At 55.6% G+C, this 14744-nt stretch carries 15 protein-coding genes; 6 read left to right on the forward strand and 9 right to left on the reverse strand.

Annotation, left to right across the window (positions count from 1 at the left end; all coding sequences use genetic code 11):
• Positions 1-147: 147 nt before the first annotated feature.
• Entirely contained in the window at positions 148-366 is a 219-nt protein-coding gene (locus CIK74_RS15360; RefSeq protein WP_096257058.1) for a DUF3073 domain-containing protein, read from the reverse strand.
• Positions 367-588: 222 nt separating this feature from the next.
• Between CIK74_RS15360 and CIK74_RS15365 the strand changes: the two genes are divergently transcribed.
• On the forward strand, positions 589-1170 hold the full coding sequence (locus tag CIK74_RS15365) for a septum formation family protein (RefSeq protein ID WP_188685237.1): 582 nt from the start codon (positions 589-591) through the stop codon (positions 1168-1170).
• Positions 1171-1241: 71 nt separating this feature from the next.
• On the opposite strand, the gene clpB is transcribed toward CIK74_RS15365, so the two are convergent.
• A complete protein-coding gene (clpB, locus tag CIK74_RS15370) occupies positions 1242-3842 on the reverse strand; it encodes an ATP-dependent chaperone ClpB (RefSeq protein ID WP_096257060.1) in 2601 nt (866 codons plus the stop codon).
• Between the two features lie 291 nt (positions 3843-4133).
• Between clpB and CIK74_RS15375 the strand changes: the two genes are divergently transcribed.
• Together CIK74_RS15375 and CIK74_RS15380 are read left to right on the forward strand one after the other, a co-directional pair.
• Positions 4134-5249, forward strand: coding sequence for a hypothetical protein (locus tag CIK74_RS15375; protein ID WP_096257061.1), 1116 nt, complete (start codon positions 4134-4136; stop codon positions 5247-5249).
• A gap of 44 nt (positions 5250-5293) precedes the next feature.
• Positions 5294-5797 (forward strand): DinB family protein, encoded by a 504-nt coding sequence (locus CIK74_RS15380; protein WP_096257062.1) that lies wholly within the window; start codon positions 5294-5296, stop codon positions 5795-5797.
• Positions 5798-5859: 62 nt separating this feature from the next.
• Here CIK74_RS15380 and CIK74_RS15385 read toward each other — a convergent pair whose 3' ends face one another.
• Positions 5860-6270, reverse strand: a complete 411-nt coding sequence (locus CIK74_RS15385) for a YccF domain-containing protein (RefSeq protein WP_096257063.1) — start codon at positions 6268-6270, stop codon at positions 5860-5862.
• Between the two features lie 150 nt (positions 6271-6420).
• On the opposite strand from CIK74_RS15385, the gene trmB reads away from it, so the two are divergent.
• Positions 6421-7281, forward strand: coding sequence for a tRNA (guanosine(46)-N7)-methyltransferase TrmB (trmB, locus tag CIK74_RS15390; protein WP_096257096.1), 861 nt, complete (start codon positions 6421-6423; stop codon positions 7279-7281).
• A 42-nt stretch (positions 7282-7323) separates the two neighbouring features.
• Entirely contained in the window at positions 7324-7926 is a 603-nt protein-coding gene (locus CIK74_RS15395) for a GNAT family protein (protein ID WP_096257064.1), read from the forward strand.
• A gap of 11 nt (positions 7927-7937) precedes the next feature.
• On the opposite strand, the gene CIK74_RS15400 is transcribed toward CIK74_RS15395, so the two are convergent.
• The 5 genes from CIK74_RS15400 to dnaK form a co-directional block, all read right to left on the reverse strand.
• Positions 7938-9551: an AMP-binding protein gene (locus CIK74_RS15400; RefSeq protein WP_096257065.1), complete on the reverse strand. Its 1614-nt coding sequence runs from the start codon at positions 9549-9551 to the stop codon at positions 7938-7940.
• A 244-nt stretch (positions 9552-9795) separates the two neighbouring features.
• Entirely contained in the window at positions 9796-10224 is a 429-nt protein-coding gene (locus tag CIK74_RS15405) for a MerR family transcriptional regulator (RefSeq protein ID WP_096257066.1), read from the reverse strand.
• A 103-nt stretch (positions 10225-10327) separates the two neighbouring features.
• Entirely contained in the window at positions 10328-11293 is a 966-nt protein-coding gene (locus CIK74_RS15410) for a DnaJ C-terminal domain-containing protein (RefSeq protein ID WP_096257067.1), read from the reverse strand.
• A gap of 87 nt (positions 11294-11380) precedes the next feature.
• Positions 11381-11953, reverse strand: coding sequence for a nucleotide exchange factor GrpE (locus tag CIK74_RS15415; RefSeq protein WP_096257068.1), 573 nt, complete (start codon positions 11951-11953; stop codon positions 11381-11383).
• Between the two features lie 13 nt (positions 11954-11966).
• The gene (gene dnaK, locus CIK74_RS15420) at positions 11967-13820 is read right to left on the reverse strand and encodes a molecular chaperone DnaK (protein ID WP_096257069.1); all 1854 of its coding nucleotides are present in this window, start codon (positions 13818-13820) and stop codon (positions 11967-11969) included.
• Between the two features lie 246 nt (positions 13821-14066).
• On the opposite strand from dnaK, the gene CIK74_RS15425 reads away from it, so the two are divergent.
• Complete coding sequence (locus CIK74_RS15425; RefSeq protein ID WP_096257070.1) at positions 14067-14285, forward strand: PLDc N-terminal domain-containing protein; 219 nt, start codon at positions 14067-14069, stop codon at positions 14283-14285.
• 78 nt (positions 14286-14363) lie between these two features.
• Here CIK74_RS15425 and CIK74_RS15430 read toward each other — a convergent pair whose 3' ends face one another.
• On the reverse strand, positions 14364-14684 hold the full coding sequence (locus tag CIK74_RS15430) for a hypothetical protein (protein WP_096257071.1): 321 nt from the start codon (positions 14682-14684) through the stop codon (positions 14364-14366).
• Positions 14685-14744 lie beyond the last annotated feature (60 nt).

Consider the following 14744-nt stretch of genomic DNA (forward strand, 5'->3'; position numbering starts at 1 on the left):
GGGTTCCGAACACGACAAATGCCGCAGCGACCTAAAGCTAATTTAGCTTAGTCGTTGCGGCTTGTCGTAAATATGTACTGTAGAGCTGCACCACTTCAAATGAAGGCTGGCACCCGAGCCAAAGACTCTCGGTTAACTGGCCGATGTTTAGTCGGCGTCGTCGTCTCCCGAGTACTTTTTAGTCTGCTCGTCGTATTTCGAATATTCGTCGTCATACGAAGAATCAACAGGCACCGGTTTTGGGGTCTGATGTTCGGACCTGATACCCAGCTCTCGCTCGAGTGCTGTCAGGTCAGTCGAGGGCGAGTAGTACTTGATGTCTCGCGCTTGACGCTGTGCTTTAGCCTTTTGACGGCCGCGCCCCATGGCGTGACCCCCTCTTTTCAGTAGAGTCGGAAGGTGGTCCACCTAATAGGTGGAGGCCCCCGAATATGTGATCAGTTCTTTCGTAATTAAAGGTTAACACGATTCCACGGCGAGCGCTGAACGCAACACGTGCCAGACCCGTTAGACTGTCGATTAGTCCAACGACTATTTAGTGAGCTTGCTCCCAAAATATCCTCGGCAATCCTTGAAGGAGCACTACAGGTGGTGGAAAAAGATCTACCCGAGCCGCAGGCGGCTTTACCGCCCCTACAGCCGGAATCGGAGAAGCCCAAACGGCAAATCGGCCAGTGGGTTTTGCTCGTCATTGCTGTTTTAGCTTTGAGCGCCGCGGTAGTTTTCGTTGTACTTCGCTTTATTACACCAACTACGCCAGAGGCGAACACCGTAGAGCGAAATGAAAGCCCCGGATTGGACGGAGTGATCGCCGCCTCGATCCCCCCGGAGCAGTTAGTCCTCGGCGACTGCCTGCGCGGCTTTGATTCTCCGCTATCCCCCCAGACGGTTGTTACCTGCGATTCCTCGCATAACGCTCAGCTCATCGGAACCTTCGAGTTGACCGGCGACAAATATCCCGGATCAAATGAGCTGCTCACCGAGTCCGAATCGCTGTGCAAATCAGTTTCACTCGACCCTAGTGCTGGACTGGATTCCACCTGGACGTACCACTTCTCACGCCCCTCGGAAAGTACCTGGTCCCAAGGTGACCGTCAGGTCTCTTGCTTCCTGGGACTGACCGAGGGAAATGTTCGCAACTCGCTACTTCCCGATAACGAAGAAAGCTAAGTTACGTCATTGACTTACGCTGATGGCCGGTGGATTTCCACCGGCCATCAGTGCGTCGACGCAACCTTTAGCTACTCGCTTTCGCTGGTTCCGCGGGTGACGACGAGCTTGTCTCCCTCCGGGTCAAGGCCCACCTGCACCCGATCCCCGTCCTGAATATTTCCTCCCAGGAGCTGACGAGCCAATCGGTCACCGATTTCGCGTTGCACCAATCGGCGAAGCGGCCGAGCACCGTAAGCCGGGTCGTAGCCGGTCATGGCCAGCCACTCGCTGGCGGCTTCGGAAACGTCCAAACTTAGTCGACGCTCGGAAAGCCGTGCAGCCAGCAGGTCAATTTGCAGTTTCACAATGTTGCCCAGCTCGTTGATGCTCAACGGATCAAACATGATGATCTCGTCCAGACGGTTCAAGAACTCTGGTTTGAAGGAAGCATTGACCACGTTCATCACGGCTGCCTTCTTGTCCTTGTCTTCCAGGTTTGGGTCCACCAGGAACTGGGAACCCATATTGGAGGTCAGGATCAAGATCGTGTTTCTGAAGTCAACGGTACGTCCCTGCCCATCGGTCAAGCGTCCATCATCAAGCACCTGCAAGAGGATGTCGAAAACTTCAGGGTGGGCTTTTTCCACTTCGTCCAGCAAGATCACCGAGTACGGACGGCGCCTTACCGCTTCGGTCAGCTGTCCACCCTCTTCATAACCGACATAGCCCGGAGGCGCTCCGACTAGTCGCGAAACCGAATGCTTCTCGGCGTACTCGGACATGTCGATACGCACCATCGCGCGAGGATCATCAAAGAGGAAGTCGGCTAGCGACTTGGCCAGCTCCGTCTTACCCACACCGGTAGGTCCAAGGAAGAGGAACGAGCCGGTAGGCCGGTCCGGATCCGAAATTCCCGCACGGGTTCGGCGCACCGCATCGGAGACCGCGGTTACCGCCTGTTGCTGACCCACCAGACGCTGGCCGATGATTGATTCCATCTCCAGCAGCTTCTGGCTTTCGCCTTGCAGCATCCGTCCGGCGGGGATACCGGTCCACGCCGAGATAACTTCGGCAATGTCATCAGCGGTCACCTCTTCAGCCACCATGGTGTGCTCGTGGCTCTTGCCTGCCTCGGCCTCGGCTGCCGCTTCAAGTTCCCCTTGCAACGTGGGGATCTCTCCGTAAAGCAGTCGTGAGGCATTTTCCAGGTCACCTTCGCGTTGGAATTTTTCGGCCTGCGAGCGCAGTTCGTCTAGCTTCACCTTGAGGTCACCTACGCGGTTCAGCCCTGACTTCTCCGCATCCCATTGGGCGTTGAGCGCATCGAGGGTTTCCTTCTTATCGGCCATATCCATACGAAGCGCGTCGAGGCGTTCGATGGATCCCGGATCGGTCTCCCCGGCGAGCGCGAGCTCTTCCATGGTCAGCCTGTCCACTTCACGGCGCAGCTCATCGATTTCCTCGGGAGCCGAGTCAATCTCCATACGCAGGCGGCTGGCCGCCTCATCGACCAGGTCAATGGCTTTGTCCGGCAACTGCCGCCCGGAGATGTACCTGTTGGACAGCGTAGAAGCAGCCACGAGTGCCGAGTCGGCGATGGACACCTTGTGGTGTGCTTCGTAGCGTTCCTTGAGTCCGCGCAGGATTGCGATCGTGTCATCCACGCTTGGCTCCCCCACATAGACCTGCGCAAAGCGACGCTCCAGTGCCGGGTCTTTTTCGATATTTTCGCGGTACTCATCCAGCGTGGTGGCGCCGATCAGGCGTAGTTCACCGCGCGCGAGCATTGGCTTGAGCATATTGCCGGCATCCATAGCGCCTTCGGAAGCGCCAGCGCCTACGACGGTATGAATCTCATCGATGAATGTGACAATCTGTCCGTCCGAGGCTCTGATCTCTTCGAGTACAGACTTCAGGCGTTCTTCGAACTCGCCACGGTATTTCGCGCCGGCAATCATAGATCCGAGGTCTAGCGAGATGAGTGTCTTTCCTCGCAGCGACTCTGGCACGTCTCCGGCGATCATGCGCTGAGCGAGTCCTTCAACCACGGCGGTTTTACCTACGCCAGGCTCACCGATGAGCACCGGGTTATTTTTGGTGCGCCGGGAGAGTACCTGGACCACGCGGCGGATTTCCTTATCGCGGCCGATGACCGGATCAAGTTTGCCCGAGCGGGCTAGCGCGGTCATATCCGTGCCGAACTTCTCTAGGGCTTGGAAGGTGTCTTCCGGGTTGGGGTTATCAACCTTGCGGTCCCCACGGATAGTGGGCAACGTTGCCACCAACAATTCCCGGGTAGCCCCGGAGTCGCGCAGCGCTTCGCCGGCTTTGGTCTGGTCAGAGGCTAAGGCGATCAGCAGGTGTTCGGTGGAGACATAGGTGTCCCCCATGTTGTTCGCGATCTCCTGTGCGGTGCTGACTACTTGGAGCAATTGACGAGAAAATTGGGCTTGAGCCACCGAGGATCCGGAATTAGCAGGCAAGGCATTGATAGCCGTACTCGATTTCACCGAGAGCGCTTCAACGTCCAGACCTGCAGTTTTCAGTAATGCCACGGCAACCGAGTCTCGCTGATCTAACAAGGCCTTCAGCAAGTGAGCTGGTTCGATCTGCGGGTTTCCCGCGGTCGAAGCATTCATCCCGGAAGCAGATAGAGCCTCCTGGCTCTTGGTGGTGAGCTTGGTGTCCACGCGAATCCTTTCTCTCTGAGGGTGAACCCATAAACTTGAGTGTACTTAACTCAACTATACTCTTGGTGTTCTTATTCCGCATCAACTAAATTTTTCTCGATTGCTCCACGCGTCATCAAACGGCAACGACTCACCGGCCCACAGCATGGCTAGTTAGAATTAGTATCAGTGCGTGATTCGTCGCCGAAAACTAGCTTGGGGCTCAGTGCTTCGCCGAAATATCCAGACTCACGCACCTATTGACCTACTATCCGTAGCTCAAATCAGTTCAAATCTTGGGGACCGGAAATAATGCCGAAGTCTACTGTTCGCTCGGTCACGCGCCGTCGATTTTTGACGTTGGCGTCGGCCAGCGTAACCCTGGGCGCTACCAACGCCTGCGCTGTGCGTCGTGTTGTTCCCTCAGAACGCGCAGTAAGTTTCGGCTTTGAAAACATTGTCACTGACGCCCCGCGCTGGGAACACTTTGCTCAACAGCTTCGTCAGGTAAATGCCACGGGGCTCTCACTCAGCGTTGGCCGCACCGATTGGACCGCATTCAACTGGGAAGCACGGCCGCAGGCCTCCGCGGATGGCGTGGCCAGTAGCGGCCGAGACTACGTTGCTGAAGCTATCCACGCGCTCAGACCAGAACTGACTGGCAATTCGGAAATCACCCTAACTATCGACACCTTGTGTCCAGCAAACATCGCGGCTGACCCGAGCATTGCCGGTGTCAATCCACAAGGCGAAGCATCCTATGACTTTCCTAGCGTGAGTTCTTTAGAAAGCGGAATAGCCGGAGACCTACTAGTGCAGCTGGCAGGTGAGATTTGTGCCAGGTACAAGCCGAACCGAATTTCATTGACCGAGCTAATGTTTGACGACTTCACCTTCGGAACCCCAGATTTACGCTCCTTCAGCAAGCACAGTGGCAAGAAAGACTGGCCGCGAACCTCCACCGGGGAAATTGACACCGCGCACCCGAGTCTTGGAATCTGGCGTTCGGCCACTCTGGCCAACTTGTTGTCTCGAATTAGAACCGCGGCCCAGGCTCGTGGAGTACTACTGGATATGGACGTCAGGGCCTCCTGGGCAAACCCGGACGGTGACCGGGCGGCTTCCGGTCATGCCTACGAAACCTTGCTCTCCGCGGCGGATCGACTCATCATATGGAACTACTTCTCCATCAATGTGAGTACCCCAGACTATGGTGGTCGGCTGGCCCGGTCGTTGCAGCAAAGATTTCCTGGACGGTTCGTCATGTCAACAGGGCTTTGGGCGCAAAACTCGGCGCTGGCACCAGAACAACTTGCTTCCGCACTACAAACTATCTCGGAAGCTGGCCCGGTTGCCGTCTCGGTGACTCCCGTGAGTTTGATGACTCAAGAACATTGGGATGTGCTCGCAAGAGCTTGGAAACTCTGAACGCAGACGTTGCGTCACACCTTGCATAACGCGCAGACTAGAGCATGCCCAATCCAGATTCCACTGCCCACCACGCCCCACATCCGGCTCAACTGGCTGACGAGTTTATTGAGCAACACCGGAAAATGCTTCTGGAATGCCTCGATGGGCTAAGCGAGACCGAAGCAAAAATGCATCTGGTCTCTTCCAAGACCACGTTGCTTGGCCTGGTAAAGCACGTGACCTTCGTGGAACGAGTCTGGTTTGGCGAGGCCGTCACCGGTGCCTCACGAGCGGACCTAGGAATTGTGCAAACACCTGATCAATCCTTTGATCTGGCGGCCGAAGACACTATTGAATCGATCCAGCGCGCTTACCGGGACGCTATTTCGCTGTCCCGTACAGCTCGCGCAGAGTTGGCCGATGATGCGCTTCTTCCAGGTAACCGCCGTGGCCCCTTGCCATTAGCTTGGGTCCAACTCCACGTTCTTCGGGAACTGGCCCAGCACTGTGGGCACGCTGATATTTTGCGCGAACAAATCCTGCAGCACCGACAGCAAAAAGCTTAGACACAACCAAGTAAGCAAAAGCCGGTCCATACGGAACCGGCTCTAGCTTAGTTGCATAAAATTTAGCGTCGCATCCCTGCGATGTAATAATCCGAAGGAACAATTTCCTTCCCTAGCGGCATCAAAGATACCGGGATCATTTTGAGGTTTGCGATACCTAGCGGGATGCCAATAATGGAAACGAACATCGGGATCGCGGTCACCACGTGACCGATGGCGATCCAGATTCCAGCGAAAACTAACCAAATAATATTTCCCAGTGTCGAAAAGGCTCCTACCGGGCCGCGGTCGACGACGGTGCGGCCAAAGGGCCACAAGGCGTAACCGGCGATCCTAAAGGAAGCGATACCAAACGGAATGGTGACGATGAGCAGGCAGCAGATAATGCCGGCCAGAACATACCCCAACGCTAACCACAGGCCGCCGAATAGTAGCCAAATGATATTCAAGATGCCACGCACTAAATCTGTCATGCTTCTAGCATGACAGCGCTTCGCTAGTCCGCGCTATAGGGGAACACCCGGAACGCCCCCTAGTATTTGTGACAAAAATGAATTATGGGTGTGCAACGCCCTACGAATTTCTGGTGGGCCTCCTCCGGTCCTCGGCTAGGATTAATGATCATGAGTGAACGTAGCGACGCGCAACCCGAAGGCACCGACAACATGGCCAAAGATCCTTCCCTGTTTCGTGCCGACCCGGTCTCCTTTGTGCGCCGAGGTAATCGGCTCCAAGGACGCCGCGCGGCTGCATGGGAGCGCAATGCCGAAAGCTACGTCATTGAGCCACCTCGCAAGATTGCCGACACCTCTGTGGCAGATGACTTCCGTTTGGACCCTGAACAGGCTTTTGGTCGCGTGGCCCCGCTCATCGTGGAGATTGGTACAGGCTTAGGCGAATGCATTGCCAACGCTGCCAAGGATGATCCAGAGCGAAACTACCTTGCCGTGGAGGTTTATCTTCCGGGATTAGCCCAGCTAATGCTCAAGGTCGAGTCCTTTGAACTGGAAAACGTTCGCGCGGTCCAGGCCAATGCTCCAGAGGTCTTGGACGTGATGCTCGAAGAGAGCAGCGCCGACGAATTGTGGATCTTCTTCTCAGATCCATGGCACAAGCCTCGTCACCACAAGCGTCGACTGATCACTTCCTCATTCTTGGACAAGGTCGCCCGTGTATTAAAGCCTGGTGGAACACTTCGACTGGCCACCGACTGGTCTAACTACGCCGAACAAATGCGTGAGGTACTCGAAGCTCACCCACTATTTGAAAATCAGCATCCAGGCGCGCATTCGGGAACGGAAAGCAACCTCACCAAGGTTCGCGCCAACGGTATGGAAGGCTTTGATCCAGAACCTGACTTTGTTGATGAGCGAGGTGGCTGGGCACCACGTTTTGAACGTCGTATCCTCACCAGCTTTGAAGGCAAAGCTTTGAAGGCCGGACGTTTGGTCTTTGATCTGGCCTATACCCGGGAAGCTAAGTAACTTTACAAATCTAAGGCTCCTGGCTGCAATACACTTGCAGGCATGAGCCTTAGTGCAACCCCCACCCTGAAATTTGCCGGCGTCCGTCTGGAACAGTTGAACCGCAAGCATTCAGCTGACCTGGGCGCCATCGTTAGCCACGGTTCACTGGATCAAGTGTGGTTTACTAAGACGCCTTCGGCACAGGGCATGGACGCTGAGATATCGCGCCGGCTCGCTTTGCAGGCCGAGGGCCAGATGGCACCGTTCGCGATCATCGATGAACACAGTGGCAACGCGGTGGGCGCAACAACCTATTTGAATATCAGCGAAGCGAACCGACGGGTAGAAATCGGTTCCACTTTCCTTGGCACCGATTTCCAGGGAACCGGCATAAACGCTGCAGCGAAGTATCTTTTGTTGCAGCGCGCCTTCGAAGAACTCGACTGCTTGTCCGTGGCCTTTTGCACCCATTGGCATAACCAGCAGTCACGCGCGGCGATCGCCCGACTAGGCGCGAAGCAAGACGGCGTGCTGCGCAATCACATGTATGACGCAAGCACTGGGACTCTGCGTGACACCGTGATTTTCTCGATCCTGCCACAGGAGTGGCCCGCCGTCAGGCAAGGGCTCTTGGCCCGGTTGGCCAAGCACGACCGTTTGTAATTCACCGATACTTAGGTGAGTAACTTTTTCGCCGCGTCTTCACGTAATTGCACCTTACGAATTTTGCCGGTGACGGTAATCGGAAATTCATCGAGGATCATGGCATAGGCAGGAATTTTGTACTGTGCCAGTTGACCGTGGGCAAAGGCCCTGAGGTCCTCAATGGTCAGCGGGTCCTTGCCCGCCTTCATCTTGATACAGGCACAAATTTCCTCACCATATTTTTCATCTGGAATTCCCACCACCGAGACATCCTCAATATCTGGGTGTTTGAAGAAGAACTCTTCAATCTCTCGAGGATAGATGTTCTCACCGCCGCGAATCACCATATCCTTGATGCGCCCCACAATGACGCAATATCCGTCTTCGCGCATGACCGCGAGGTCCCCGGTATGCAACCAGTTCTCCGAATCAATTGCTTCCTTGGTTTTGGCTTCGTCATTCCAATAACCGAGCATCACCGAGTAGCCACGAGTGCAATATTCTCCCGGTTCTCCACGTTCCACAGTTTCCCCGGTCGCTGGATCCACGATTTTGACTTCCAAATGCGGGTGAACTCGGCCAATGGTTTCGGTACGTGCCTCTAAGTCATCATCCGCCCTCGTCTGGCAGGACACTGGGCTGGTTTCGGTCATTCCGTAGGCGATGGATACCTCGGACATGTTCATATCTTCTAGGCAACCGCGCATCACTTCAACCGGACAAACCGATCCGGCCATGATTCCGGTACGCAAGGTACTCAAATCATGGGTACCAAAACTTGGGTGATTTTGCATCGCAATAAACATGGTGGGAACCCCATAAACACCGGTGCATTTTTCTTCGGCCACTACTCGCAGGGTAGTTTCAGCATCAAAGCTCGGGGCCGGGATCACCATAGTGGTTCCGTGACTTGTGCATCCCAGATTTCCCATCACCATGCCGAAGCAGTGGTAAAAAGGCACCGGGATGCAGAGTCGGTCTTCGGGACCTAGCCGAATAGTTTCAGTGACAAAAAATCCGTTATTCAGAATATTTCGGTGGCTGAGTGTCGCGCCCTTGGGATACCCCGTAGTACCAGAGGTGTACTGAATATTGATGGCTTGATCTGGTTCAGTCAGCGCCAGACGTTGGCTAACCAAGGCCGGATCTATACCTTGACCTGCCTCGATAAGTTCGGCCCAGTCAGCGGTGTCCAGATAGACCACGCGTTCCAAGGTCGGAGTATCCACGGCACAACGTTCAACCATTTCACGATACATACTCGTTTTGAAACTGGTCATGGTGATCAGCATCCGTAGGCCGCTGTGATTGACCGCGTAGGAATACTCATGACTTCGATAGGTGGGATTAACATTGACCAAGATGACACCGATTTTTGCTGTGGCGTACTGAGTCAAGGTCCATTCGGCGCAGTTTGGCGCCCAAACTCCCACCCTATCCCCCGGTTCTAAACCAGCTGAGAGAAGTCCACGCGCTAAATCGTTAACCGCTAGGTCCAGCTCATTCCAGGTCCAGCGCCGACCGGTGAAGGCTTCCACCAGTGCTTCACGCTCTCCATACAATGCGACGGTGCGTTCTAGGTTGGCGCCGATAGTGTCGTGGAGAAGTTCCGAAGTGGTATCGCCCTGTGCATAGGATTTCATCGCTTGGCCCTCAGATCCTGAGTCTCAGAAATGCCGACTTTTACCTGATCAGGGGTCATAACTAATGGGTTCTCCCGCACGAAGCTCTCCATCCTCAAAACAGTAGGGTTGCGCAGCTTTTATTCCGGATACGGTTATCCGGGACGCAACAACGTGACCCACGATAGGTGAGGTGGATCACGTAGTTTTGAGACTAATGATTTTACCGACGGATTACTAGCCGAACACGACCAACGGAGGAAAACTATCTGCCAATGGCACGGCGCGTTGTAAATAGTGTCACCGTTGGTTCGCGGCGAGCCGGACGCATTCCGCGGGCCATGGAAACCACATCTCCGGCGGCGGTTCCGGCGGCGAACACACGGGTTTGGCCTTGCTGGACGGCGCGCAATTCATCGCGTAATTCGCCGACCTGGTTTTGCAGAAAAGACACCTGGTTTTGCAGCTCGATAATGCGTTTAATGCCTTCGAGCGACACGCCCTCTTTGCTCAGCTGCTGCACCTGGCGCAATAGTGAAACGTCGCGCTGGGAATATCGTCGCTGCTTACCCGATTGACGGCTGGGTGAGACCAATCCGATGCGATCATACTGGCGCAGGGTCTGCGGGTGCATATCTGCTAGTTGTGCGGCGACTGAAATGACGAACACAGGTCTTAGGAACTCGTGGGCCATGAATCTCAGTCTCCGTTTCTCCCCCAAATGTAGGGGATAAATGTATTGTCTACGTGAGTGTGCCCCTTGCGAAGCACACTCACGTATCGGGCCAATCTTTAGCTTAGAGCTTGGCCTTAGCAGCCAGCGCCTGTCGAGGATCTTCACCCTCGGTAGCCGCCGCGAACTCTTCGATGGCTGCTTTCGCCTTATCGTTCAGGTTCTGCGGAATGACCACATCTAACACGATCAGCATGTCGCCGGTCGCCTTGGAGGTCTTCACCCCGCGCCCTTTCAGACGTAAGGTCCGCCCCGAGTTTGAACCGGCTGGTACCTTCATGGCAACTTCTTCGCCATCCAAGGTTGGCACACGAATTTTTGCGCCGAGCGCGGCCTCATCAAAGGTGATTGGCACGTGCACACGAATATTGCTCTCTTCGCGTTTGAAGTACGGGTGTTCGGTAACCTTCACCTTCACCAGCAGGTCGCCGTTTCCGGCTGGTCCTGACTGACCGCGACCGCGCACACGTACCGATTGACCGTCCTTGATTCCTGCAGGAACACGCACGTCAATGACTTCACCGCTTTGCTCACGCAAACCGATAGTGGTGCCCTTGATAGATCCGGCGAAGGAAATCGTGGTGCTTGCGGTGCGGTCCGCGCCCTTGCGAGGCGGGGCACTTTGTCCAAAGCCGCCACCGAAGCCGCCGCCACCGAACAGATCAGAGAAATCTGGTTGTCCGCCGCGACCGCGTGGTGCCCCTCCCCCACCAAAGAGGTTGGAGAACATGTCATCAAAGCCTGCTTGGCCGCCTGGTGCGCCGCCGGGGCCTCCGGCGCTGAAACGCGCTCCGCCGCCCATAGCGCGAATCGCATCATACTGCTCACGCTCTTCTTTGTCCGAAAGCACCGAATTAGCCTCGGAGATGTCTTTGAACTTCCGCTCGGCTTCCGCATCACCCTGATTAGTATCCGGGTGGTATTTACGCGCTAGCTTACGGTACGCCTTCTTGATGTCCGCCTCGCTGGCGTCCTTGGAGACGCCCAGAATGGCGTAAAAGTCTTTGTCGATCCAGTCCTGACTTGCCATCAGGGCCCCCTTTCTTTTGACTACCGATTTGAAACTGCCCACTGTCGAGGTTTCGGCAGTGGGCAGTTTCGTTATCTAGATGTGTGGCTACTCGCCGGTGGCTACTAGCACCTGCGCGGCACGCATGGTGTAGTTTCCCTTACGGTAACCGGCTCGCAGTACCTGTCCCACATGATCCGCTGGGATCTCTGGGACCGGCTGGCGGAGCAACGCCTCGTGAACGTTGGGATCAAATTCGACCCCAGCCTCATCGATTCGTTCCAAGCCGTGAGTTGCCAAGACCGTGTCCAGCTTCTTTGCGATAGCCGCCAACGGGCCATCTGCTAAGTCACCATGAGCACGTGCCGCATCGATATCATCAAGCACCGGCAGCAACGTGGCGAGCACCGACTGAACGGCACTTTCACGTACTGCTACCCGGTCACGCTCTACGCGCTTGCGGTAGTTGACGTACTCGGCCTGCAAACGAAGCAGGTCGTTGCGAAGCTCGGATTCCTTTTCGGTAACTTCAGCCTGTGCCTCTTCGACACCTGCAGCAGCCTCGTTCAGGATCGCCTCGGCCTGACCCAGGGCGTCAGCGTTTGGCTGCACGTCGGCTGCCTCTGGCTGGTTCTCCGGCTCCTGGCCGGAGTTTTCGTTCTGGTCCTGTGCCTCGGACATATTCCCTTACTCCCTACTTCTTGTCGGCTTCGTCTTCGTCGATTACCTCGGCGTCGACGATGTCTTCATCAGCGTTTGGAGCCTGCTCGCCTGCAGGTGCTTCGGCGCCTTCGGCGGCGGTGTTGGCGTAGATTGCCTCGCCCAGCTTGGTCTGCGAAGCCTGAAGCTTCTCAAACGCTGCCTTCACCTCGTCGTCGTTGTCCTGCTTCTCCAAGGCTTCCTTCAGTGCGTCAACGTCGGCCTGAACCTCGGTCTTGACCTCTTCTGGAAGCTTCTCATCGTTGTCCTTGATGAGCTTGTCTACCGAGTAAGCTGCCTGCTCGGCGGCGTTACGGGTCTCGGCTGCCTCGCGGCGGGCCTTGTCCTCTTCGGCGTGAGCTTCGGCTTCCTGAACCATGCGCTCGATGTCTTCCTTCGACAGCGAGGAGCCACCGGTGATGGTCATCGACTGCTCGGTACCGGTGCCCTTATCCTTAGCGGATACGTGCACGATGCCGTTGGCGTCGATGTCGAAGGTGACCTCAACCTGTGGGATGCCACGAGGTGCCGGTGCGATACCGGTCAGCTCGAAGGTGCCCAGTGGCTTGTTGTCGCGGGTGAACTCGCGCTCACCCTGGAAGACCTGGATCGATACCGAAGGCTGGTTGTCCTCGGCGGTAGTGAAGGTCTCCGAACGCTTGGTTGGGATCGCGGTGTTGCGCTCGATCAGCTTGGTCATCACGCCACCCTTGGTTTCAATACCTAGGGACAGTGGGGTGACGTCGATGAGCAATACGTCCTTGCGCTCACCCTTCAGCACGCCAGCCTGCAGGGCTGCACCAACGGCAACAACCTCATCTGGGTTGACGCCCTTGTTAGCTTCCTTGCCGGCCAGGTCCTTGACCAGCTCTGCCACTGCTGGCATACGGGTCGAACCGCCAACGAGGATCACGTGTGCGATCTCCGAAACCTTAACTCCGGCTTCCTTGATGACATCGTTGAATGGCTTGCGGGTGCGCTCCAGCAGATCCTTGGTCAGTTCCTGGAACTTAGCACGCGAGAGGTGCTCGTCCAGGTGAACCGGGCCATCGGCGGTGACCGAGAGGTACTGCAGGGAGATGTTGGTGCTGGTAGCCGAGGACAGTTCCTTCTTGGCCTGCTCAGCAGCTTCCTTCAGACGCTGCAGTGCAATCTTGTCCTTGGACAGGTCTGCACCCTTCTGCTTAGCCTGAGCCAGCAGCCAATCTACGATGCGCTGATCCCAGTCGTCGCCACCGAGGCGGTTATCGCCCGAGGTGGAGCGAACCTGGATGGTGGAGAATCCGTCGTCATCCTTGCCAACTTCGAGCAGGGAAACGTCGAAGGTACCGCCACCGAGGTCGAAGACCAAGATGAGTTCGTCTTCTTTACCCTTTTCCAGACCGTAAGCCAGAGCGGCTGCGGTTGGCTCGTTGACAATGCGCAGTACGTTCAAGCCTGCGATTTCGCCGGCTTCCTTGGTGGACTGACGCTCAGCATCGTTGAAGTATGCAGGAACGGTGATGACCGCGTCGGTGACCTTTTCGCCCAAGTAGGACTCGGCGTCGTTCTTCAGCTTCATCAGGGTACGAGCAGAAATTTCCTGAGCGGTGTACTTCTTCTCGTCCACGTTGATGGACCAGTCGGTACCCATGTGACGCTTGACCGAAGCGATGGTGCGGTCAATGTTGTTCACTGCCTGGCGCTTGGCGATATCGCCAACCAGAACTTCGCCGCTCTTCGAGAAAGCAACGATGGACGGGGTGGTGCGGTTACCTTCCGCGTTTGCGATAACGGTTGGCTCGCCACCTTCGAGCACGGATACGACCGAGTTGGTGGTTCCTAGGTCAATGCCTACTGCACGCGACATATTGGCTCTCCTTTGCCTTGAATTGTTAAGTACTAACGCTTGGGGCGGATACCCCAGTTGAGCGTTCTGGACTCAACTTTACTCACTGTCTTTTTTGACTGTCAAATTAACTTGAGCGAACTTGACTCAACTTTGCGTTCTGTCATCTTCAACCGGGCAGGTGAGAGAATAATTCCCGCAGCGCAAAAATATTTCAGGTCGCCTCAACAGCCTAGGAATTGAACTACTCCCCGCAAAGGACACCGCATGGCAACTAAGCGAACATTCAAAGAACTTTCCACCGGCGCCCAAATTGGCGTTATCGTCACCGCAATTATCGAGTTGACCTTGACGATTGCGGCCTTGCGGGATCTTCAAAAACGTCCGGCCGAACAGGTCAAGGGTTCGAAAAAGCTCTGGGCATTAGCTAGCCTTATCAACATTTTTGGCCCGATTGCCTACTTCCTTTTTGGGCGCCGCAAATAGCAAAATACTTGAACTTAGCACCAGAAAAACGAGTCACCGGCGCAGGATGCGCCGGTGACTCGTTCGCTCAGAGCGTGCTTATTTATTCCGCACTGGTAGCCCGAGAGTGGCAAGAATGCCTAAGAGTGTGCCCCACAGGACAATAGAGATGACTTGCCAAACGATGACCTTCTGCTTATTTGCACCGAAAGATACCAGTGCTGCGGAAGTAATTTGCGACGGAAGCGTTGTCTGACCTAATAGGCTCACCCCGGCAAGGACCGCGATGAATAGCGGCCGCCCCAGCAAGACTCCGATTGCCGCACCAAAGCATGACTCAACAACGGGAATCACGGAGACGACGGCTACAACTAACCATTGCCATGGCTCAGCATAAAGATCTAAACTTTCGGACCGCACCCGGACTTCGTTAAGTAAAAAGGTCCCCTCTCATCTGTATAATGAACTGCTCCCCAAATG

Origin of the sequence: Glutamicibacter sp. BW77 (assembly GCF_002332285.1) — a bacterium.
In the GTDB taxonomy this organism is placed as follows: Bacteria; Actinomycetota; Actinomycetes; order Actinomycetales; family Micrococcaceae; genus Glutamicibacter; species Glutamicibacter bergerei.